Source organism: Citreicoccus inhibens (assembly GCF_019039035.1).
GTDB lineage: Bacteria > Myxococcota > Myxococcia > Myxococcales > Myxococcaceae > Citreicoccus > Citreicoccus inhibens.
Map to the genome: position 1 here is coordinate 1 of NZ_JAHNZT010000061.1, position 20175 is coordinate 20175.

The window sequence follows — 20175 nt, forward strand, 5'->3', positions numbered from 1 at the left end:
CGTTGATGAGGAAGTCCTTCAGCCCTCCATTCTCCGCGAGGGCCAGCTCCGCCCGCACCGCACCGGAGAAGCCGCCGTCGGTGAAGAGCTGGACGAGGCCGCGGAAGGCGAGTGTCACCCGCTCCTGCACACGCTCGACGAAGTCGCCCAGGCCCCCGAGGTTGTTGCGGACGGCGTAGGCGAGGCCGGCCACCGCGACGCCCAGGAGGATGACTGCCCCCACGGCCGGAAGTACGGTGGCGAGGAGCCCGCCCACGGTGAGGCCCAGCACCTTGAGGCCCACCACCAGCAGGGCCAGCCCCACCTGGCCGGAGACGACAGCACCGACGAGGGCGATGACACTGCCAACTGCCAGGGTGAAGGCCGCGAGCGCGCGCTTCACCGGGCTGGGCAACGCCTCGAAGACGCCCAGCACCCCTTTCACTGCGTCGGCGACGAGGGTGACGAGAGGCTTCAAAACCGCATCGAAGGGCTCGCCCAGGACGATGGCCAGCGCCTCCATGCGGCCGGCCAGCAGCTTCTTCTGGCCCTCGTAGGTGTCGAGCATCTGCTCGCGGAACGTCTTGGCGGTGCCGCCCGCATTCGCAAACTCGTCGCGCAGGTACTTGAGGGCCTCTGCGCCCCGGACGACTTCGCCGGTTTGCTTGCGCACGCCGCCAGTGAGCTGCGTGAGGATGGCATTCACACCTCCGAGAGCCTCTCGGCCGAACGTCTTCAGCAGGAAGGCGCTGCGCTGAGCCGCCGTCATGCGCTCGAGGGCGGGGGACAACTCATCGAGGATGCCGAGGAAGCTGCGGAAGTTGCCACCCGCGTCCGTGACGGCGACACCGACGCCGCGCAACTGCTGCTGCACCTCCGGGTCCGCCATGCGCTCCATGGCGACGGCCACGGCGGTGGATGCGCGCTCCACGCCCGGGACGACATTCTTGACCAACCCCAATGCGATGAGCGTCTCGGGCAGCTTCTGGTTGAGTGCCTGTGCGCCCCGGGCTGCCGTGCCGAGGGCCAGGGGCAGCTCATTCGCATTGAGTGCGAAGAGGTTGACGGCCTGGAGCATCTGGTCGACGGAGAGGGAGGCCTTGCCGATGGAGAGGCCGAAGGCCTTCATCGCCTGCGACGCGAGGCCCGCGGCACCTTGGGGCGTCAGCTCCCCCAAAGAGCCACCGGCCAAGTCCAGCACGGGCTGCAGCAGCTTCATGGACTCCGTGGCGGTGTAGCCAGCCTGGGTGAGCTCTCGCAGGCCCAGCACGGACTCGGTGGGTGTGAATTGCGTGGCGAGGCTCGCCTGAAGGGCTGCGTCACGAAGTTGCCGCAACTCCTCGGCCGAGGCGCCGGAGACAGCGGCCACGCCCGCCACGGCCTGCCCGAACTCACCGGCCGCGTTGGCCAGGGACAGCGACGCGCCGATGGTGACGGCCCCTGCCGAGATGAGGGCCATTCCGACGCCAAGTCGCTGGAAGGCCCCCTCAATGCGAGCCGTGCCCAGCCCCACACGCCTGTCGAGGGAAATGAAGTTGCGCTCCAGTCCCTGGAGCGTGTCTGAGGCCAAGTCCCGTGCCGTGAAGACGAAACCCATGCCAAGATTGTTGAGCACGCGCTACCTCCGCTTCGTGGCCTTCTCCAAGGCCTTCGCCTCGCGACTGCGTTGTTGGCCGATGCGCTCGAGGAGCCAGTCTCTGTCCGAGGTGGGCAGCTCCAGGGCGTCACCCAGAGAGGCTGCGATGCCGCTACCGCCGTGCTGCTGCCAGCACAGGTTGAAGAGGCCCTCGCGCCACGTCTCTAGCGTCACGCCGGGGAAGAGGTGGAGCGCTCCCGGCGCCTCGCCGCCCGCTGCGTCCCCGGGAGGAAGAAGCCCCGGTCGAAAGGGAGCTCCACCTCCTGGCGCATGAAGCACTCGGGGCACTCGACTTCGAGCGTGGTGTCCACGCCGCAGTCGACGGCGTCGAACGTGTCGACGAGGAAGTCGGCGTCGCGGAGGCTCAAGTCTTCGACGAAGCGGCGCTTATCGCGCGAGTCCACGCCGTCGATGTCCAGCACCCGGTATGCGAGGACGGAAGACAGCATCTTCTCGGGCGCGGCGCGCTGCAACTGCGGCAGTCGCCGCTCGTCCTCACCTGTCATCAGCCGGAAGCGCACGCGCTTGCCGGCGTCGGGCAACGTCGTCTCGAAGCGGTTACCGGCAATGAAGGAGGCGCGGCTGGCATCGGTGAGGGGGCGCACCGGCAACTGCATCAAGTCCAGCTCCCAGTTGATGCGGGCGCGGCAGGAGGCGCTCTGGCAGGGGACGGCGAAGGCGTACTCCGGCCCGTAGGTGAGGACGCGCACTTGAAGGAGGGCGAAGAAGCGGTCTCCCTGGAGCACTTGGCCCCAGTTCACCTTCCCGTCGGCGAAGGCATAGGGGCCTGCCTCCACCAGCTCTTCCCAGCACGCGGAGAGCAGCTCATCCACCTGGCCGCCGCTCTTCGCCAGCGCCCTGTCCGCGAGGATCCGCTCCTCTCGCACTTTCATGCCGCGAACGCGGCCCGTCAGCCCCGAGGGGCAAGTGATGCTTTCCGCCATGGCCTTCCTCCGGTATGGACAAAGGCTTTGGGCCGAATATCGGGGACACGCGCTTCGGCTGTGCTTACGGAGACAAGAGAGAATTTCCAGGGAACTGCCCCGGGGCGTCGGGGACCCATCCGCGCATCTGCCCTCGATGGTGACTAAACGATCTCTTTGCTTCTCTTCTGGACACCCTGCAGTGGGTCACTCCTACTCCAGCCCCGCAGTGCTAGCTGCGCTCTGCAAGCCTACGCTATACTACATCCTGGAGGCCCCGAATGAAGACAATCATTTGTGTAATGGCTTGTTTGGCAGTGCTTCTCGGCGGAACAGCGTCGTCCGGTGCAAACCGAGTACGTCCCTACGTCAAGCGCAATGGCACATATGTCCAGCCGCACCATAGAACAAGTCCGAACTCCACAAAGAAGGATAACTACAGCACGAGAGGAAATACAAACCCGTACACCGGCAAGCGGGGGACGAAATCACCGTGATTCGCTCAAGGAGCAGGCTCTCCTCGATATTTGCGCTTGCCCTTCTCTGTTCAACCGGAGCAGCTGCGGAAGGACATAAGACATGGCTTGATCAGATGGCTGTGATCGATGTTCTCAGGTTCACACCGGTCATCTACTTCGACTCCTGTCCAGAGCGACGCGTAGAGCCAAGTACATCTGGCGACAATCCATTTCGGGCATATCTCCAGAGCATCAATACCTCGGCGCTCTTGCTCGCCTCCTTTGTCGATCTGGAACATGCGCCCGGGGTTGGCGATGATGAGGTGTTCTCAAAGCAACTCAGCGCACTTAAGTCAGCCAATGATGCCAACTGCGAGTTGGCAGTGTTTTGGCGAAAGGTCCTCGCCGGGACCGTGGGCTGTCCAGCGATCGCCGACAGATATGAGGCCCTCTTCGGTTCGTATCAGACCCGCATATTCGACTTGGTTTCAAATGGGATTCTGAGTGTGAGAGATGCCCGCCTCGTGTCGCTTCCGCTGGAATACGAAGCGTCTTCGGGAGCGCTAAAGCGACTCTGCGCGGCCGTAGAGGCCCGTTCAAGCGCCGAGCCAGCGAGAGGTCGCCCAATTACTGGCAAGCGCTAGACAAATGGAGCGGAGACTTGCACCGCTCACGGGTGCAGTTCGAAGAAGTCGTAGGTGAGGGTGACGCTTTCGATGACCGTCTCGTCACTCTCATTGTCCCACTCGCCCGCGACGAACTTCACCGGCCACCCGCGCGAGAGACTCCACCGGCGCAGCGTGGTTCCGTCTCTGTCCTGCTGGACGATGTCCAGGTTGCGCTTGTAGCCGATGTCCGGCAGGCCCAGGCCGCTGGCAGCGTCCACCACGGAGAGGAACCAGTCGAAGAGCTCGTGGTCCTGCGTGGCGCCGCGCTCGAGGGTGACGTCCGAGAAGGTGAGGCGCCCCGGGGACTTATTGGGGATGAGGCTGCCGCCTTCGAAGTATTGGACGTTGGCGACCTCGACGGACAGCTCGGAGCACTTCTGGAAACCCGCGTGCCCGACGTCGTCAATTTCAACCAAGAACTTGAAACGCTTATGGAAGCTGCGTGGCTGCCCGATGATGGCCATGGAGAGGCTCCTTACGCGCCGGCCGAGGCCAGCTCGGCTTCGAGGGCGCGGGTGTCCTGGGCGATGCGCAGGACGATGAACTCCGCGGGCTTGTTAGTCGCGAGCCCCACGCGCGCCACCAACTGCCCTGCGAAGACGACGGACGGAGGGTTGAGGGCGTCGGAAACGTCGACGAAGAAGGCCTTGCTCGGCTCCTGACTGCGGAAGGCCCCGTTGCGCATTTGCACGAGAAGGAAGGCGGTGATGAAGCGCCGCACCTGGGCGCGCAGCCCCTCGGTGTTGTTGCGGTGCCGGGCGAATTCCAGTCCCGCCTTGAGGCTTTTCTCGATGAAGGACGCCCCGCGCCGCTCGCCGACGTAAGGGAAGTTGCCGCTGGCCTTCAACGTGCGGCTGCCATCGATGAAGCGCGGCAGGCCCGGCCCGGTGGTGAGCGGGTTGACCCGGTGGGGATAGACGACGTCGCGCTTCTTCTCCTCCAGCACCTCGCTGGATTCGAAGCCGAGGACACCCAGCATGCGTCCCGCCTCAATGCCTGCGGGCGAGTCATACACACCGCCTGGGCGCGCGGAGTCGTTGCGGGCGTAGACGCCAGCAACAATGCCGGAGGGCGGGACGACGAGCTGCTCGACGTTGCCGAAGACGCCGCGCGCGGGGTTGAGCACCTTGACGCGGGGCCAGTACAGCGCGGCGTGCTCGGACAGTCCTTCGAGGGCTGCCTCCTCGGAGATATAGGAGACGATGTCCGTGGCGCTGTAGCCCGCAGGCGAATCGAGAATGGCGAAGGCCAGGCCGTCGCGCGCCACCTCGCAGTAGCGCACCATGGCGTTGTGGACGGCAGGCGTGGCCCGGCCGGGGACGAGGATGAGCGATAGCTCCTGCACGGAGTCCAGCGCGTAGAGGCCTGTCTTCACGGCCTCGGCCCCGATGAAGTCAGAGTCGCCAAGGCCGACGAGGCCATCCGCGCCACCCGAGAGGGCGACTGTCTGCACGTCCGGGACGGCGCCGGGCTCCACCAGGAATGCCTCAACGTAGCGGGAGCCAGCGCGCCCGTCGTTGAGGACGCGCTCGACGTAGCGCGCGTCGCCCTCGGTGGCCGAGAGGTTGGGGAAGGACTCGCGGTAGGCGCCGTCTTCGAGGAGGAGGACGTCAAAGGAATCGGGCGAGCCGTTGGTGGCGGCGCGCACCTCCACCTCCAGCCGGTTGGCGTAGGCGCCCGCGTCCTTGGCCACCAAGCGCAGGGCGTCCATGTCTCCGGAGGTAGCGCCTTGGTGCAGCAGTGCGTCCAGGCCCAAGCCGAGGCCCGCGTCCCCTTGCACACGCACAGAAGCGCCAGGCCCCGTGGCCTGAGTGCGCAGCTGCAGCGTCCCCAAGGAAGACGCCTCCACACGCACGCCCGCCACCGAGGCCTCAACGAGGGAGCGCACCTCGTTGAGCTCAACGGCGCGCAGACTCTGGACGTTGCCCGTACCCACGTGCGGGCCGAGGGGGAAGCCGAAGACAGCGTTGGCCACCTCGTCGCCCACCTCCAGGCGGCTGGCCGCCCCGAGGGTGTCGCTGGAGATTCTCAGCGCGCCGGCCTCGACGGTGGCGCGGCCCCCGACGAGGCCTGCGTTGAGGACGGCAGCCACCTCCTCCGGCGTGGCCTGCGTCACGTCGGCGAAGTCACCCGCGCTGAATGAGACGAAGACGTCCCGCGCGCCGTCGACACGCACGCGAAGCGGCTGGCCGGCGCTGAGGGCATAGGGGCCCGGGCGGCTCGCCACGACGGAGGCCGCCGTCCCGGCAAAAGCAACGTCCACCGCCGCGCCGCCGTTGACGGCCACCTCCAGTCGCTGCCCGTCCGCCAGAGTGAAGGGAGGGCGGAGGGTGCCCCAGGCGACAGCGGGCGTGGGCCCGCCGCCTGTGGTGAGCGCTGCCGTCGCCCGCGTGGCCGTGTGCGACTCAGGGTTGGCGGTGTCCTCGTAGTGGACGGTGCGCACCACCCACAGGTGGCTGCCGCCATTCTCGAAGAAGCCCATGGCCGCGAGGGCCAAGTCCGAGTCCGGCGTGAAGCCGCCGAAGGTGGCCTGGTAGTCCTCCATGGAGGTGCACAGCACGGGCTTGCCGATGGGGCCACGCTCGGCCAGGCCCACAGCCCCCGCCACGGACGTGGGCGCGGAGGGAATGCCACGGACGCGAGGCTCCTCCTCCACCACGACAACCTTGGATGACAGCAGCTCACGGCTCACGGAGTACCTCGCTTCTTCCGGGGCACGCGCACTGCTGCCTCCGGCATGGAATGGGACGGGGCTGACAGTTCGGGGCCCGCTACTGGAGCTGGGGTCTCCTGGGCCACCTGTCGCGTCACCACGACGTCACCCGGCGAATGGACGCAGCCACCCGAGGCACACTGAGGACGGCTTCCGGCACGTCCTCCTGAGTGACGCCCGAAGCGAGCGTGAGGGAAGAGGGCAGGCGCTGCCCGCCGCGTCCAGGTTGCACGGTGCAGGTGCACTCGCCGCACGCGACGCAGTACGACTCATGGGGCAGGAGGAAGGTGAGGAGTCGGCCATTGGCATTGGTGAGGGTGACACTCATGAGGTGCCTCCAGAGAGAGAGTCCGTGTCGAGGTGCGCCTCGGTGACGGCCTTGCCGATGTCGAGGGGTAGGCCCTCGTCCACGTCGAAGCCGCGCACCACCAGGCTCCAAGTGAAGGCGCGCACGTCGTCGCGGCTGCCGAGCTGCGTGCGCGCTTCGCCGTCCGCGTCCATTTCCCAGCGGACAGTGCCGCTCGAGGTGTCCTCCGCGTCGCGTGGCATGACGAGCCACCGGTTGCGGTTGAGGAAGGTGGCCACGGCGGCCAGGAGGTTGAAGAGCTCGGCCGTGCGCTCGGAGGCCACCGTGAGGGTGAAGGCCAAGTCCACCGTGTACGCGGGGCGCCTGCGCACCAGCTCCACGCCGGAGGGGCCCTGTGCGACGTCCTCGTACAGCACGTTGGTGGAGTAGCGGCGACTCTCGCGCAGCGTGGGGCCCGACAACACCGCCGAGGGCAGCGAGGCCATGGCGATGACGTTGAGGCCGTCCGCCACCGAGTCGTCGTAGTCGACGGAGACGCTGGCGCTGACGTTGGCCACCACCTGCTTCTTCAGCGCGCGCAGCAGCGTGCGCACGAGGCGCGTGAGGTCCGCCTCCTTGGCGATGCGCGGGCGCAGGTAGCGGTATGCCCCCGGCAGGACGACGGCTTGTCCCGGAATGGGGCGACCGTCCGCGGCGAGGTTGAGGACCTCCACGTCCACACGGCCCGCTTCGTGGGCCGGTGTCCGCACGTCCGCATACGAGGTGCCCGCCTCTTCACGGACGGACAGCACCTCTGCGCGCAGTCCGCCCAGGCGCACGGCCACCCGCGCGGCGAAGCCCACGCCAGCGAGGCGGAGAATGTCTCCGCCGCTGGTGGGCCCTGAGGAGGGCGTCACGGACGTGAGGGAGAGGCCGGCCATTACCCCGGCCCTCCAAGGCCCAGCTCCTTGGCCACCCGGGCCAAGAATCGGCGGCTGGCACCCTGGCGGAATCGCGCGAATGCCGGCCGCAGGAAGGGCCGCGCAGGCGTTTGCGTCACCACGACGCCGCGCCCGCTTCCTCCGGTGGGGGCCTGGCCCGCCTTGCGCAAGAGCGTGAAGAGGTAGCGGCGCATGCGCGGCGTCATGGGGATGACGACAGGAGGCCCGCCGTACTCCTGGAGCTGCGCGATGTCGACGAGGGACTCTCCGTCCGGACTCTTCGCCGAGCGCGACACACCAATGAAGGCCTCGTCTCCCTCCACGACGACGGAGATGGAGTTGCGCAGCGCGCCGGAGACGAGGAGCGCTTTCGTCCCATTGAAGCCCGCCAACTGGCGCGCCGCGAGTGTGAGGGGAGATGGCGGGCGGAGTGGTTCACCGCCAGGCGCCTGTTGGGTGAGCCCCTGCACTACCTCGTTGCGCAGGGCGTGCGCCTCCTGGCGCAGGGCTGTCTGCAAGGCGCCCTCCAGGCGCGACGAGCACGCCGCCAGCAGTTGGCGGGCCCGAGCCCAGTCTCCAGTGCGCAAGACGGCCATGCCTGCCTCAGTCCTGCTTTGCCCGCAGGTGGGGCACGTGCGAGTTGAGCCACTCGAGGGCTGCGTGGGTGGCCTCGCGCACCACGGCGCTTCGGCGCACGGACGCCGAGGTGAGGGCCAGCGTGTGGGTGGCCACCTCAATGTCCTCGAGCCGGCAGCCGTACCCCCGGAGCTTCTCCGCCAGCGCGCGAGGCGAGGGCGTGGTGCCGTAGCGCCAGTAGTGCAGCTCGAGGTTGCAGGTGTAGGCCTCGGCCTCGTACTGCGCCCGAGAGGCGGGGCTGGTGAGGTAGTTCAGCTCGTAGCTGGGGCCCTCCTCGTCATGCTGGACGACGTGCTGGTGCTCGTGGACGCACACCACGACTTGGCCCCACAAGTCCCAGCCCCCCTGTGGCACGCCCACTTCGAAAGGCACGTAAATGGTGCGGCCCACCGTGGTGGTGAAGCGCTCGAGGAAGCGCTGCTTGTCGAGGATGCCCATACGTTGGAGGGCCTCGGCGGCGAGCCGCATTTCGAGCGAGTCCGACTTGCTCGCCACCTTCGTGCGGAAGCGCTCCTGCATGTACCGCCAGAAGGCCGCCACCTCCGCCGACTGCATGTCGCGCTGGAAGAGGGGGCCAACGCCCGGCAGCGACTGGAGGTAGCCCTTCACAGGACACCGCCGTGCGCATTGCCCGCGTCCGAGTCGGCTGGCGCGCAGGTGTAGCCTGCGGCGTCCTCGTCATTCACGTAGGCGCAGGTGAATGCGGAGCCGCTGTTGTTGCTGACGGCGTCGCAGTCGGCGAGCACCTGCCAACTGCCGTCCGCGTTGCAGATTTGGGCGACGTTGCCCGCGCAGCGTGTTGCCATTGAAGTACAGCCGTCCGGGGCCTTGCAGCGGGCCAAGAGGGCGGTGGCGAGCAGTGGAGCAGCGAGAACCAGTTTCACGAGACACCTCGGGCCTGTGGCCTGTCGTTGAAGGTGACGAGCAGGAGGTTGCGGCGTGGCCTTCGCCGGTGGAGCCCGAAGCCCGTGGGGCGCGCCTCGGTGACGTACAGTCCGGGCGGTGTCCTCACGGCCTGCACGAGGGTGCCCGTGACGTCGTAGAGGCCGCCCAGTCTGTCGCTGGGGCGGATGAGGGCGTCGCCCGTGGCCGCGTCGACGAGGCCGAGGCGCTCCAAGTCGCGGAAGTGGAAGATGAGCTCGAAGCTCGTCCGAGGGCTGTTGCCGGAAGGGGCCATGCGCAAGGACTCAAAGGCCTCCGGCTCCACCTGGCAGGGGACACGCACGGCCGGAAATTCGCGGCGGAAGGCTTCGGCCAGGCCGTCGTCGTCCATGTCGGCCAACACGGGCTCGCGGAAGTCCGCGTCGTACCCGCTGGCGTGGGGCCCTGGGCCGGGCCCTGCCATGGCGGCCGTGTCCAGGCGGTACATCTCCGCGAGAAAGGGGAAGATGAGACGGCCCCGCATCAGGCCGCACCGGGCAGCGAGGGCTTCACGTAGGGCGACAACAGCGCGTCCACCTCAGGCTCGCCGGTGAGGAGCCGCGCCGAGGGTCGGACGCTGTCGAGTCGGAAGCTCTGCTCGCGCGTCCTCTCCTCCACCACGCGCCAGCGCGTGCGCTCCTCCAGCGAGGACTCGTCCGCCAACGGCGAGAGGCTGCGCAGGACGAGCAGCATGCAGGCGCGGCGGATGGCGGGTGGCGTGTGCCCCTCCGGTGTCCCGTCTGCCTCGGTGTAGCCCCACCGGGCGCCGACGATGACGTTCCCTTCGCCACGCGGGAAGACGCGCCCGTGGCGGAGGGTGAGGCGCGGGCCGTCGAAGCCCGGGCCCACCGGAGCACCCACCACCACCAGGTGCGCCCGGGAGATGGACACGTCTTCGCCATTTAGCGCGAGGCGGTAGAGGCGAATGGGCGGCACCGGAATCCAGAGAGACGGAGTGCCTCGCCCGTCGAGCTGCAACGTGGCCGAGCGCGCTTCGAAGTGCCACCCCGTCACCTTGTCGATGGTGCGCGTCGCCTCTTCGAGGAGGAGTTGGAGACGCGCATCGCTTGCTGTTGATAGGGTTACTCCCTCCGCTCGCAGGTCGGCGACTGCTGCGTAGGCCATTTCAGGGTGATTCTTTCTTGTGAGGAGGGCTGCGAAATGAAGGTGAGCATCAAAGACCTGGATGTAAACATGGACCTCGGAAACACCGGCGTGACGTTGGATGTCTACGATACGGACGGAACGTTCCTGGGGGACCTTCGAATTGGAAAGGCTAAGATTGAGTGGTGTAAAGGAAAGACACGGCAGGGCAATGGAGTGACGGTCAGCTGGAAGGAGCTCATTGGGTGGTTCGAATCTGACTGAACTCAGTTTTCCTTTTCTCGCCTGCTACGCCGGCCGTCCCTCTCCTCGGGCGTGTGGACGGCCTGCTTTGGAATGTCCTCCGTCGTCAGCGTGCCGGCGGGCCGCGCCGGGCTCAGCTTCAACTCGTCGCTGGCGCTGCGCTTCGTCTTGGCCTCATCGGCCTCGGTGGCGTCGAGGGCCTTCGCTTCGGCCTCCGTGCACACGTCGAAGGCCAGCGGCGAGTAGGTGTCGCTGGGCAGTTGGTGGACGGTGCGGAGGTAGTCGGCCACCGGCTTCACGACTCGATACCAGCCGCGTTCCTCCTGGAACTTGATGCCGGCATAAGTGTAGCGCCTGAGCACATGGCCCCGGCGTGCGTCGTAGGCCTTGAGGCGGACGAGAAGGGTGTTTGCGTTGTCCATGGTGGGCCTCACAGCTGCACGTTGATGGCCTTGGCCGTGCCGGACTCTTCGGCGAACTTCGCGTCGAAGCGCAGTGTGGCCACCACCTTCAGCGTGCCTTCGGAGATGTCGCGCGCGGACTCGAGTCGAATCTGTCGCCAGATGCCGACGTGGATGTTCTTCGGGTTGCACAGGAGGATGGCCGTGCGGTCATTCGTCGCGCCGAGGTTCTCCGGCCACAACGGAATCGGCCGCACGGGGACACCCGAGTAGAGGACCGGCGTGTCACCCTCCAAGAACTTGTCGCCGACAGCCGTGGCCCGCTCCGCCAGCGTGCTGCGGTAGTCCAGGTCCGCGTCTACGCTGGTAAGAGGAACCCCATGCTGCTCTTGTCGCGCAGGTGCTCCGAGGGCAGCGACTTGAGCAAGTCTCCCAGGACGTCCTTGGAGATGGGGGCGCCGGCCGCGTCCACGACGTTGCTCGTGGCCTGCTTCAGCACGCCGTCCAATGTCGCCAAGAATGGGTCCGCGGAGGCCGTGTCTCCGTTGACGAGGATTTCCTCCATGTCGCGGGAGATGGCGTCCGCCATCATCTCCATGAGCGTTTGGCGCAACTCGCCGCGCTCAATCGAGTCCTCCAACACTTCGTCGCTGAGGCGCACCTCGCCTTTGAAGAGCTTCGCGTCGAGCTCCACCTGGGAGAGGTCCGGCTTCACGCGCTGCGCGGCGGGGACAGCGGTGGCCTCCTGGCCCGGGCGGAGGATGCGGCTGCCGAACTTCAACTTGGAAAACTGCTGCTTCGGCGCAGCCATCGGAACAACGGTGCACTGCTGCAGCAAGACGCTCTGCTTGATGAGCAAGCGCATGAACTTCTGCGCCTGCACGGGCTGGAGGATGCCACCGCCGGCCGTGAGGTCGGCGAGGGCCAGGTCCGCCTTGGCCAAGAGGGTGCTGTTGTCGAGACGGCTCATGGGGGTTCCTTCGGCTTGAGGGGCTTCCTGGGGCGGGGGGACGTCAGACGTCGTGAAAGGAGAGGGCCTTGTCGACGCTCTCCCGGTTGAGGGGCTTGTTGAGGTCCAGCGGCCAGCCGACGTCCTCGACGGGAGGCTTCGGTGGGCGCTCCGAGGAGGCGCTGCTGTTGGGCAGGCCGTGCTGCTTCTCCACGCGCCCCAACCGCTGGCTCTGCTCCTTCAATGAGCCCTCCAGCGAGCGAACAACCTCAGTGAGCTTGGTAAGGCTCTCCACGAGGGCAGGGGCCTCAAGGGCCGGGACAGGTGCGGGCGCGGGTGAAGTGGACTGTGCTGGCGCCGAATGAGCGGTGGCCGACTTCTCGCGCGCTTCGACATCCTCCTCGGAGTCGTCTTCGTCCGCGTCCAACACGTCCGCGAGCGCGCGCAGGTGCTGGGCCACCTCCACCACGCGGACGTCGTCGGCGCCTTCCGTGGAGGCGAGTGCCTCGACGAGGGCCGTCACCGCTTCGAGGGCTTGCTGGGCCGTGGCGAGGAGTTCGCCGTCGGCCTTGGTGGTGCCCGAGGTGGTGCTGCTTTTGCCTGCGGCCGGGGTGGTGTGCTGGGAAGCGTCGTCCATGGTGTCTCCGTCGCGCTTCACGAGGAGGAAGCGGTGTTTGTTGGCGGCCCGGTCCACGAGGGACACCTCCTCGACCACCATGTCGACGAGGCGGTGGATGGACGCGGAGCCTTGGGTGCTGCTCGTCATGCGGCCTCCGGCTGAGAGTCAGCGGCGGGTGTGTCGGAAGGGGGCGTCTCGGTAGAGGGAGAGGCCTCGGGGAGCCGACGCGCCGTGCCCCCAATGGAGAAGCCCGTTAGTTGCCCGTCCTTCACGCGCTGCCAGAGCTCATCCGAGAGGACGCGCACGGCGAAGAGCCACGTGCCCTTGCGCACCTGCACCTCTCCCAGGGTGAAGTCGACGGGCGTGAGGTAGCTCTCCAGCACCTTGACATGCCCGTTGACGCGCATCTGGTGCATGAGGCCCAGGCCGCCGAATTCCTCCATGAAGCGGTGAGCGGCCTGCCGAATCTCCGCGGCGGAGTAGACGTCGCCCTGCGCGTCCACCGTCTCTGGCTCGAGGACGACACCCAAGACGTACCGCTCGTCGTCGGGAGAGACGCCCTTGAGGAGCGTCGTCGTGGTGATGAAGGGAGTGGTGCCGGGCGACTCCTCCGGCTGCCAGTCGTCCACGACGAAGTCGTCGCCACCCTCCAGCGCCTTCGCGGCGGGCTGGTAGTTGGAGACGAGCAACTGCGTCAGCACGGAAGAGCCGCCCACGCCGCGCATGGCGGCGATGGTGCGCGGCGTCCGGATGCGCTTCACCACGAAGCCGGAGCCCTTCAGCAGTCCGGGCAGCTTGCCTCGGATTCCATACGTCATGAGCCAGCGGCCCTTGAGCGACTTGAGGACGCCGTAGAAGCGCTCCTCGTCGAAGTCGCCCTCGCCGACGTCGACGTTGTAGCCAGGGTAGGGCGGGTCCAAGAAGAAGACGGTGTCCTTCCCGTCGTACTTGCGGACCACCTTCTCGTAGTCCCCGGAGTACACCTTCACGCGCTTGAGCCGCGGCGCGAATGCCTCAATGCGCGCGAGCGTCTTCGCCTCGACGCCCGCGCCGTTGGGACTGAAGCTGCGACCGCGTAGCTTCCCGTACGAGAAATGCGTCAGGTAGAGGAAGCGGTGCAGGCGCTCCACGTCGCCCTTGGGTGTGGCGTCGTAGAGGTTCTTGAAGGTCTTCTCGTCGCCCACCCACGGCAGCTTCTTCAGCTTGGCGAAGCCCGCAGGAGTCAGCTTCTGGATGAGCTTGTAGGCGTCGGCGATTTCGGTGTCCGCGTCGTTGATGGCCTCGACGTCCACGGCCTCCTTCTCGAAGAGCACGGCGGCGCTGCCGGCGAAGGGCTCCACGTATGTCTTGTGCGCGGGCAGCATGGCCACCAGGCGCTTCGCCAGACGCTTCTTGCCCGCGGGGCTGCCCCAGACCGTCTTCTCCACGGGCTCTGCCTGGAGGGACTCCAGGACGTGGCGGGCCCGGGCGAGGGCTTTGGCGAGAGTGTTACCCATCGCGGAGGCCCTCCGGGTCGAACCCCCACGTCAGCTCGCCCGAGGTGGGGAGATTCAAGTCGCGAGGCCAGACGAGGGTTGTCGTCGCCTCGGACTTGGCGGTGGAAGTCGACGGCTGCTGAGTCGCGGTGCCCTCCGTCGTCGGAGGTGCGGTGGGGGGCGGTGTCGAGGTGGCCGGCATGGCGTTTCGTCTCCGGAAGAGACAAAGGCCTGCGGCGCGATTTCGGGGACATCACTTAGGTGACGGCGAGCGTCGTGGTGCGGCAGAGGGCGTGGAAAGGAGGGAAGCCCACGCCCGCGTCCGCGAGCTGCCTGTCTGACACGAGCGAGCGGAACTCGCCGACGTCGTCATGTTTGCCGGCAGCGGAGCGGAGCACCTCGGCCAGGCGCGTTTCCTGGCCACCTCGGTTGACGTAGAGGAGGGCACGCCCGGTGTCTGCGTCAAGGCGCTCCCGCACCCAGGGCAGCTCCTGCCTCAGGTCCTCTGGCCGAGCGCGCGCCTCGACGCGCTCGAAGCGTCGGAGGGCATCGCTCACTGAGAAGGTTCGCCCATGGAGGTAGCGGCACACCTGGGTGGTGGCCTCGTCGAGAACAGCCTCGATGCGGTAGCGGCGGATGCTGGCTTCGGCGTAGCTACTTACCTGCGCAAAGGCGCGCCCCTGGCCAACGAAGCTGCCCGCCACGACTTCCCAGTAGAAAGGGGCCCGCTCGATGAGGGCGCCGCGCGCGGCCCGCTCCAAGGACTCGGCGATGTCGCTTCGCTCGAGGCCGGCCTCAAGCCCCTCGGCCACAAGGCGCCGGGCTTCTGCTCCGAAGGCGTCCAGCCTGCGACCGTACTCGTCCCGCACGAAGTTACCCTGCGTCCGGACGATGTGGTGGGCCACGCGCCTGTCCATGGCGTTGAATCGGGCGGCGAGGGCGAGGCCCTGCTCGCGCCGAGCGTGGCTGCGGGTGGAGGCCACCACCTCCTCTGCTGCGTCGCCGAGGGGAGCCTGGATGCGAGAGGGAATGAGGGCAGTGTGCTGCCCTGCGGCTTCCAGTGCCTGGGCGACGAGGCGCCTGCGCTGGGCGGCCGTTGTCGTCCTCCAGTCCACGTCCAGGACGGCCACGGCCTCCCGCATGGCGTCCACGTCCGCGCGCCCGACGGCGCGGCGCAGGCGCGCGGCAAGCAAGGCCACCGCGCGGTCCATGCCCGCGGCGGTGCCGACGTCCAGGGCCTTGGCCACCGGTAGCCGCAGGACGTCGCCCAGGAGCGTGTCCGCCACGGCCCGCGCCTCATGCAGGAGGAGGAGGCTGTCAGCGGGGGCCGTGCACATGGGGCACCTCTTTCGCCACCAACTCCACGGGGCGGCGGCGCCTGGCGCGCACCTCGACGCCAGCCGGAGTGGGGGAGAAGACAACGTCGTGGCTGCCCGCACACCTGTCACACAGTGCGAAGACGAGTAGGCCGTTGCGCCACAGCGTCGTCGTCTCCTCCAGGAGGACGCGCCCGCGGCACATGCGGCACTCGAGGACACCGCGCTCGGCGTCCGCCTGGGCCTGGAGAACCCACGCGCGCTGGAGTTGCTCGGGCGTCATGACTCCCTCGCCGAGAACCACCTGTCGAACTCCTCCTGCGGCACGGGGATGTGCTCGGCGTCCATGTGGCGGCGTGCGAGCGCCAGGCGTCCTTGGGCCAGACGCTCCTCCTCGGCACGAAGCTCTTCGCGCAGTCCGAGCAGGCGCTTGGCCTCGCCCAAGAGCGCGCCCTTGTCCTTCTGGGGCCGCAAGTCCTCGACGCCCGTTTGAATACCCGCGAGCGTGAGCGTGAGCGGGCGCTTCACCCAGTCGTCCCCAATCTTCCTGAACTCACGGTGGAAGATGTCGCCAGCCAGCTGGCGGCCCTCCTCGGGAGTCAGCACGCCCACGCGCACCAGGCGCTCCACCATCTCCGTCATGCGCTCCGGGTCCCTCGTGGCCGTCGTCTGGCTGCGGAAGCGCCAGAAGCGCACGCCCATGTCGGCGAGGACCTTGCGGTTCAACAAGAAGTCAAACTCATCTCTCTCGGGCTGGAAAACCTGGTCCTCGGCGAAGCGCAGCTGAGCCTCGGCCACGGAGCGATTGAAGTCTCGGCCATCGCCGCGCAGCAGCGGCGGCAAGCGGAAGGCGCTGCCGACCTTGTCGATGTTGCGCGCGTCATAGGCCTGGAAGAGCGCGTCCTGCTGCTGGGCGTCTGTCAGCGGGCGCAGCTCAATCTTCGCGCGGCCTCCGTCGCCGGTGCCGCCGCCATCGGCTTCCAAAATGAGAATCTTGTGGAAGTTGGCTTTGCCTTTGAGATTTTCCTCGATGAATCGCTCGATACGCGGGACTGATGCGTCGGAGAGCCTTCCTCCGGAGACGAGCAGGGCGAGAGGCGGAACGCTCTTGTTGTTGAAGTAGAGGTAGTTGACCTCCTCCATCTGCCGGGAGCCGAGGACGGACAAGAGGGTGCCCACCCAGCGTGGAATTCCGTACGGCGAGCGCGGCGAGTGGATGGCGAAGTGGATGAGCTCCGTGGCGGGACCGTCGAAGGCGTCCGCGGCCTTGAGGGTGGCGACGTCCTGGAAGGTGCGGCCGGTGAGGCGGGAGATGACGCGCGAGTCCCCGAAGGACTTGAAGTACACGCGCTCGCCGCCCTGCACTTGGACATAGCGGCGCAGGCGCCGACGGGTACTCACCGTGTCGAAGGTGACGGCGGAGACTCTCACGCGCTCGCGCACCTCGACAGCTTCCCTGTCCAAGGGGAGGAGGCGCACGGTGTATGAGGGCACGTAGACGAAGCGAGCGATGTCACCCTTGCCGTCGCGCAGCACCTCCCAGTACGCGTTGCCCGTTACTTCAAGGTCGTGCCGTGTGCGCCGTCGAAGCTCGACGAAGCTGGAATCGAAGCACGCAAAATCGAAGAAGGACTCCAAGCGGGCCTTCTCAATCCGCGCCTGCTGTCGCACTTCCTCGGCATGCGTAGCGACTTCCTCGTCCGTTGGGAACAGGGGCGTCCCTGAAGGGAGAGTGCCCGCGGCATGCGCGGCGGCGCGCTCCATAGCCATCGCGTCGGCCACCTTGTCCCGCGCCCCGTCGGCGTCGAAGTCGATGGCAGGCTCGAAGCGAAAGCCGAAACCATCGATGTTAGTGGCGTAGGCGTCGACGTTCTGCCGCAGCGAATTTGAATGCTCGACGAGGAGACAGAGGGCTTCTGGCTCATACGGGGGCTGGAGCGCGCCCGCCTCGCTGAAGGCCGAATCCTCTTCGCCACCGGGGCGACTGGCAGGCTCGTCCACTCGCGCGCCCACCACCACTGCCTTGAGGATGGACTGGAGACGTTCCTCGGCTTGGTGGACTTCGGCCGGCCCACTCACGAGCGGTCCTCCACGTAGGCCATGAGGCCCGTGGGGGTGTGAGAGACGGCACGCACTCGCTGGCCGCGGGCTGCCACCTCAGCGCGCACGGCCTCCAGGAGTCCGTCCGAAGTCGAGGCCTCGACGGTGAGGCCAAGCCCTGGGCGCGCCGCGCCTGAGGCAGAGGAGAGGACGAAGACTTTGACGCTGCGTTGCACACAGGCCTCCCGCACCAGATGGAGGCAAGGCGCGCGGTGGGAGGGGCGCCCCCGAGTGAGAGGGCGTTTGTAGCCGCATGCCTTGACTCCATTCAGGGCAAAGGCCTCAGGCCCGAAATCGGGGACATCGGCCCGAGCGCTTTGTGACGGTGTCGCGATGAGCCGCGACGCGCCAAGGCGGCTTGCCAGCTCAGAGGAGACTCCATGGACACCTACCGCGTCGCGAGACTGCCTGCGCGCCTGCGTGGCTTCGCACGGCCCGACACGAGCACGTCACCTGAGGGCAATGTCGAGGCGGGGGACTACCTTGTGCTCGAGGAGAAGGCCCTCCACCCCACGCCCGACACAGACTACGCCCGGCTGCTGGTGCCGAGACTCGGCGCGTTCGACACCTGGGTGTGCACGCGCTGGCGCACGCAGCGCTACGCGACGCTCGTCTCCCAGGAGCGCGCCCCTGCCCTCGCTCGGCTGTCGTTCGACAGCGAGCCGCTGGCCGCTTCGGAGGAGCGTCTCTTCACGCTCCTGGGCGCATTTGCCGACTACAGATACGACGCGAGCCGGGCGTACTACCCGTGGGCACTGCCAGGCGTCCGTGTCCCTGTGGCGCCGCCCCGATTGAACAACTGCTGCACCTTCGTCGAAGCCCTTGTGGTGAAGGCATTCTCCGAGGCGCATGGCGCGGCCTTCTCGTGGGACATGCGCCGCCATCGGCAGATGATGATCAGCTCCCCAGAGGACGCCTTCTCGCCCGTGACGGCGGCCGTCGAGTCCGGCATGGCCCTACAGGCGCCGTCGGCGGATGTTCCGCCCCAGCCTTGGACACTCATCCAGGGCTGGCGCAGCCAGTGGAACTCAGGGCACACCTTCCTCGTCGTGGACCACCATGCTGAGACGGACAAGGCGTTGGTGTTGGAGTCCAACACTGCCTTCGGGCTCGACGGCGTTGGCTACCGTGGCCTCGGCAACCTGCGAGACGTCGGCCTCCAGCCGCCTCCAGCGTGGTGGACGCGGAGCGAAGTGTGGACGTGGCGCCGCATCTGCTCGACGTACCCCCTCCGGCGCCAAGCCTGGTTGAAGGTCCATGCTGAGCGGGACCAGGACGCCCCCATGACTCGACGACCGAATTTTGGGTAGGCACACGAACGCACCCAATCACTGCATGTGGGGATAGGGGAGAAAGGGGCAACAGCGCGCTGCTTTGATGGTTCCAGCCCAACTCAAACTCTCCAGCCGGCATGGGGTTATGCTTGTTTTGCGTGGATTTCTGACTTGCTGTTCGCCAAACTGGCTATTCGACCCTTTGAACGCGAGAGCCGCATGAAGAAAACTCCTGCCCTGATAGTCTTGTCGAGCCTCCTTGTGATGCACGGAGCCCTTCTCAGCACGGGATGTGGCCCCGATGGGCAGCTCCAGATGCCAAACGAGCACGCGCAGCATATCTCAGCAGATGCGCGAGAACTTTACGTCGACACGACCTCGCTCTGGCAATCTCCAGTCATTAGCGTCTGCTGGGAGAACTCAACTGCCGCGAATGCCACTGAGCGAGGTTGGGTGAAGGCCGCGGTGCTTGGCACGTGGGTAGATGTCTCGTCGGTCAACTTCATCGGCTGGGAGGCATGCACGTCAATATCCCGAGGCATCCGCATCAGCATTGCCGACACGGGGCCGCACACAAAGGGCCTTGGCGCTCGTCTGGATGGCTATCGCGAGGGAATGGTGCTCAACTTCACCTTCGCGAACTGGAGCCCGATCTGCCAGTCCAGCCGGGAATTCTGTATCCGGGCAATCGCGGTGCATGAGTTCGGTCATGCTCTCGGTTTCGCGCATGAGCAGAACCGCCCGGACCGGCCATCCTCGTGCACTGAGCCCGAGCAGGGTTCAAACGGCAACCTAATGATTGGTGCCTGGGACCTTGCTTCGGTGATGAACTACTGCAACCCAGATTGGAACGGGAACGGGAAGTTGAGCGCGACTGATATCGCGGGCATTGTGCAACTCTACGGGGAGCGACCATGGCTGCGGGATTTCGGTTTTGATTCCGGAGGTTGGCGCGTGGAGAGGCATCCGCGAGTCTCGGCGGACGTCAACGGTGACGGCCGTGCGGACATCATCGGCTTCGCGGATGCGGGTGTGACTGTCGCGCTGTCTACAGGTACTGGATTCGCCCAGCCCCAGCTCTGGCTGGCCGACTTCGGCTACAACGCCGGAGGTTGGCTTGTGGAGAGGCATCCGCGAGTCTCGGCGGACGTCAACGGTGACGGTCGTGCGGACATCATCGGCTTCTCGGATGCGGGTGTGCTCGTCGCGCTGTCCACGGGTACCGGATTCGCCCAACCCCGGCTCTGGCTGGCCGACTTCGGCTACAACGCCGGAGGTTGGCTTGTGGAGAAGCATCCGCGAGTCTTGGCGGACGTCAACGGTGACGGCCGTGCGGACATCATTGGCTTCTCGGATGCGGGTGTGCTCGTCGCGCTGTCCACGGGTACCGGATTCGCCCAACCCCGGCTCTGGCTGGCCGACTTCGGCTACAACGCCGGAGGTTGGCTTGTGGAGAGGCATCCGCGAGTCTCGGCGGACGTCAACGGTGACGGTCGTGCGGACATCATCGGCTTCTCGGATGCGGGTGTGCTC

General features: G+C 67.0%; 24 protein-coding genes. 4 read left to right on the top strand and 20 right to left on the bottom strand.

Annotated features, from left to right (window positions below; all coding sequences use genetic code 11):
- Both KRR26_RS34800 and KRR26_RS34805 read right to left on the bottom strand, forming a co-directional pair.
- The coding region (locus tag KRR26_RS34800) for a phage tail tape measure protein (RefSeq protein ID WP_217081960.1) at positions 1-1594 on the bottom strand (1594 nt) is incomplete at its 3' end.
- Positions 1595-1785: 191 nt separating this feature from the next.
- Positions 1786-2559: a hypothetical protein gene (locus tag KRR26_RS34805; RefSeq protein ID WP_217081961.1), complete on the bottom strand. Its 774-nt coding sequence runs from the start codon at positions 2557-2559 to the stop codon at positions 1786-1788.
- Positions 2560-3031: 472 nt separating this feature from the next.
- Here KRR26_RS34805 and KRR26_RS34810 point away from each other — a divergent pair, with 472 nt between their 5' ends.
- A complete protein-coding gene (locus tag KRR26_RS34810; RefSeq protein ID WP_217081962.1) occupies positions 3032-3640 on the top strand; it encodes a hypothetical protein in 609 nt (202 codons plus the stop codon).
- A 26-nt stretch (positions 3641-3666) separates the two neighbouring features.
- Here the strand turns inward: KRR26_RS34810 and KRR26_RS34815 are convergent, their stop codons facing one another.
- The 9 genes from KRR26_RS34815 to KRR26_RS34855 all read right to left on the bottom strand — a co-directional run bounded on the left by KRR26_RS34815 (position 3667) and on the right by KRR26_RS34855 (position 10286).
- Complete coding sequence (locus KRR26_RS34815; RefSeq protein WP_217081963.1) at positions 3667-4128, bottom strand: phage tail protein; 462 nt, start codon at positions 4126-4128, stop codon at positions 3667-3669.
- Between the two features lie 11 nt (positions 4129-4139).
- The gene (locus KRR26_RS34820; protein ID WP_217081964.1) at positions 4140-6356 is read right to left on the bottom strand and encodes a phage tail protein; all 2217 of its coding nucleotides are present in this window, start codon (positions 6354-6356) and stop codon (positions 4140-4142) included.
- A 115-nt stretch (positions 6357-6471) separates the two neighbouring features.
- Complete coding sequence (locus KRR26_RS34825) at positions 6472-6705, bottom strand: hypothetical protein (protein WP_236069505.1); 234 nt, start codon at positions 6703-6705, stop codon at positions 6472-6474.
- Positions 6702-7604, bottom strand: a complete 903-nt coding sequence (locus KRR26_RS34830) for an IPT/TIG domain-containing protein (protein WP_217081965.1) — start codon at positions 7602-7604, stop codon at positions 6702-6704. The genes KRR26_RS34825 and KRR26_RS34830 overlap by 4 nt, the downstream gene beginning before the upstream one ends.
- A complete protein-coding gene (locus tag KRR26_RS34835) occupies positions 7604-8200 on the bottom strand; it encodes a phage virion morphogenesis protein (protein WP_217081966.1) in 597 nt (198 codons plus the stop codon). The genes KRR26_RS34830 and KRR26_RS34835 overlap by 1 nt, the downstream gene beginning before the upstream one ends.
- 7 nt (positions 8201-8207) lie before the next feature.
- Positions 8208-8849 carry a hypothetical protein gene (locus KRR26_RS34840; protein ID WP_217081967.1) on the bottom strand — a complete coding sequence of 214 codons (642 nt, stop codon included), beginning with the start codon at positions 8847-8849 and terminating at the stop codon, positions 8208-8210.
- Complete coding sequence (locus KRR26_RS34845; RefSeq protein ID WP_328707275.1) at positions 8846-9124, bottom strand: hypothetical protein; 279 nt, start codon at positions 9122-9124, stop codon at positions 8846-8848. Before KRR26_RS34845 ends, KRR26_RS34840 begins: the two co-directional genes overlap by 4 nt.
- Positions 9121-9645: a hypothetical protein gene (locus KRR26_RS34850; RefSeq protein ID WP_217081968.1), complete on the bottom strand. Its 525-nt coding sequence runs from the start codon at positions 9643-9645 to the stop codon at positions 9121-9123. Before KRR26_RS34850 ends, KRR26_RS34845 begins: the two co-directional genes overlap by 4 nt.
- Positions 9645-10286 carry a hypothetical protein gene (locus KRR26_RS34855; protein WP_217081969.1) on the bottom strand — a complete coding sequence of 214 codons (642 nt, stop codon included), beginning with the start codon at positions 10284-10286 and terminating at the stop codon, positions 9645-9647. The genes KRR26_RS34850 and KRR26_RS34855 overlap by 1 nt, the downstream gene beginning before the upstream one ends.
- A gap of 36 nt (positions 10287-10322) precedes the next feature.
- Here KRR26_RS34855 and KRR26_RS34860 point away from each other — a divergent pair, with 36 nt between their 5' ends.
- Entirely contained in the window at positions 10323-10529 is a 207-nt protein-coding gene (locus KRR26_RS34860) for a hypothetical protein (protein ID WP_217081970.1), read from the top strand.
- A gap of 2 nt (positions 10530-10531) precedes the next feature.
- Here the strand turns inward: KRR26_RS34860 and KRR26_RS34865 are convergent, their stop codons facing one another.
- The 9 genes from KRR26_RS34865 to KRR26_RS34905 form a co-directional block, all read right to left on the bottom strand.
- Complete coding sequence (locus KRR26_RS34865; RefSeq protein ID WP_217081971.1) at positions 10532-10930, bottom strand: hypothetical protein; 399 nt, start codon at positions 10928-10930, stop codon at positions 10532-10534.
- 8 nt (positions 10931-10938) lie between these two features.
- On the bottom strand, positions 10939-11166 hold the full coding sequence (locus tag KRR26_RS34870) for a hypothetical protein (protein ID WP_217081972.1): 228 nt from the start codon (positions 11164-11166) through the stop codon (positions 10939-10941).
- 101 nt (positions 11167-11267) lie between these two features.
- Positions 11268-11879, bottom strand: a complete 612-nt coding sequence (locus KRR26_RS34875) for a phage major capsid protein (RefSeq protein WP_217081973.1) — start codon at positions 11877-11879, stop codon at positions 11268-11270.
- A 43-nt stretch (positions 11880-11922) separates the two neighbouring features.
- On the bottom strand, positions 11923-12624 hold the full coding sequence (locus tag KRR26_RS34880) for a hypothetical protein (RefSeq protein ID WP_217081974.1): 702 nt from the start codon (positions 12622-12624) through the stop codon (positions 11923-11925).
- A complete protein-coding gene (locus KRR26_RS34885) occupies positions 12621-13973 on the bottom strand; it encodes an XkdF-like putative serine protease domain-containing protein (protein WP_217081975.1) in 1353 nt (450 codons plus the stop codon). Before KRR26_RS34885 ends, KRR26_RS34880 begins: the two co-directional genes overlap by 4 nt.
- A complete protein-coding gene (locus KRR26_RS34890; protein ID WP_217081976.1) occupies positions 13966-14154 on the bottom strand; it encodes a hypothetical protein in 189 nt (62 codons plus the stop codon). The genes KRR26_RS34885 and KRR26_RS34890 overlap by 8 nt, the downstream gene beginning before the upstream one ends.
- Positions 14155-14209: 55 nt before the next feature.
- The gene (locus KRR26_RS34895) at positions 14210-15289 is read right to left on the bottom strand and encodes a head morphogenesis protein (RefSeq protein WP_217081977.1); all 1080 of its coding nucleotides are present in this window, start codon (positions 15287-15289) and stop codon (positions 14210-14212) included.
- The gene (locus KRR26_RS34900; RefSeq protein ID WP_217081978.1) at positions 15270-15551 is read right to left on the bottom strand and encodes a hypothetical protein; all 282 of its coding nucleotides are present in this window, start codon (positions 15549-15551) and stop codon (positions 15270-15272) included. Before KRR26_RS34900 ends, KRR26_RS34895 begins: the two co-directional genes overlap by 20 nt.
- Positions 15548-17347: a phage portal protein gene (locus KRR26_RS34905; protein ID WP_217081979.1), complete on the bottom strand. Its 1800-nt coding sequence runs from the start codon at positions 17345-17347 to the stop codon at positions 15548-15550. The genes KRR26_RS34900 and KRR26_RS34905 overlap by 4 nt, the downstream gene beginning before the upstream one ends.
- A 401-nt stretch (positions 17348-17748) precedes the next feature.
- On the opposite strand from KRR26_RS34905, the gene KRR26_RS34910 reads away from it, so the two are divergent.
- Positions 17749-18678 carry a hypothetical protein gene (locus KRR26_RS34910; protein ID WP_217081980.1) on the top strand — a complete coding sequence of 310 codons (930 nt, stop codon included), beginning with the start codon at positions 17749-17751 and terminating at the stop codon, positions 18676-18678.
- Positions 18679-18813: 135 nt separating this feature from the next.
- Positions 18814-20175, top strand: a 1362-nt coding sequence (locus KRR26_RS34915) for an FG-GAP-like repeat-containing protein (RefSeq protein ID WP_236069506.1), incomplete at its 3' end; no start/stop codon positions are given.

Bases quoted from the DNA above. Each gene is read 5' to 3' on its own strand.
- KRR26_RS34805 (WP_217081961.1), bottom strand. From the start codon at position 2,559: ATGGCGGAAAGCATCACTTGCCCCTCGGGGCTGACGGGCCGCGTTCGC.
- KRR26_RS34815 (WP_217081963.1), bottom strand. From the start codon at position 4,128: ATGGCCATCATCGGGCAGCCACGCAGCTTCCATAAGCGTTTCAAGTTC.
- KRR26_RS34825 (WP_236069505.1), bottom strand. From the start codon at position 6,705: ATGAGTGTCACCCTCACCAATGCCAATGGCCGACTCCTCACCTTCCTC.
- KRR26_RS34830 (WP_217081965.1), bottom strand. From the start codon at position 7,604: ATGGCCGGCCTCTCCCTCACGTCCGTGACGCCCTCCTCAGGGCCCACC.
- KRR26_RS34835 (WP_217081966.1), bottom strand. From the start codon at position 8,200: ATGGCCGTCTTGCGCACTGGAGACTGGGCTCGGGCCCGCCAACTGCTG.
- KRR26_RS34850 (WP_217081968.1), bottom strand. From the start codon at position 9,645: ATGCGGGGCCGTCTCATCTTCCCCTTTCTCGCGGAGATGTACCGCCTG.
- KRR26_RS34855 (WP_217081969.1), bottom strand. From the start codon at position 10,286: ATGGCCTACGCAGCAGTCGCCGACCTGCGAGCGGAGGGAGTAACCCTA.
- KRR26_RS34860 (WP_217081970.1), top strand. From the start codon at position 10,323: ATGAAGGTGAGCATCAAAGACCTGGATGTAAACATGGACCTCGGAAAC.
- KRR26_RS34865 (WP_217081971.1), bottom strand. From the start codon at position 10,930: ATGGACAACGCAAACACCCTTCTCGTCCGCCTCAAGGCCTACGACGCA.
- KRR26_RS34875 (WP_217081973.1), bottom strand. From the start codon at position 11,879: ATGAGCCGTCTCGACAACAGCACCCTCTTGGCCAAGGCGGACCTGGCC.
- KRR26_RS34880 (WP_217081974.1), bottom strand. From the start codon at position 12,624: ATGACGAGCAGCACCCAAGGCTCCGCGTCCATCCACCGCCTCGTCGAC.
- KRR26_RS34885 (WP_217081975.1), bottom strand. From the start codon at position 13,973: ATGGGTAACACTCTCGCCAAAGCCCTCGCCCGGGCCCGCCACGTCCTG.
- KRR26_RS34890 (WP_217081976.1), bottom strand. From the start codon at position 14,154: ATGCCGGCCACCTCGACACCGCCCCCCACCGCACCTCCGACGACGGAG.
- KRR26_RS34895 (WP_217081977.1), bottom strand. From the start codon at position 15,289: ATGTGCACGGCCCCCGCTGACAGCCTCCTCCTCCTGCATGAGGCGCGG.
- KRR26_RS34900 (WP_217081978.1), bottom strand. From the start codon at position 15,551: ATGACGCCCGAGCAACTCCAGCGCGCGTGGGTTCTCCAGGCCCAGGCG.
- KRR26_RS34910 (WP_217081980.1), top strand. From the start codon at position 17,749: ATGGACACCTACCGCGTCGCGAGACTGCCTGCGCGCCTGCGTGGCTTC.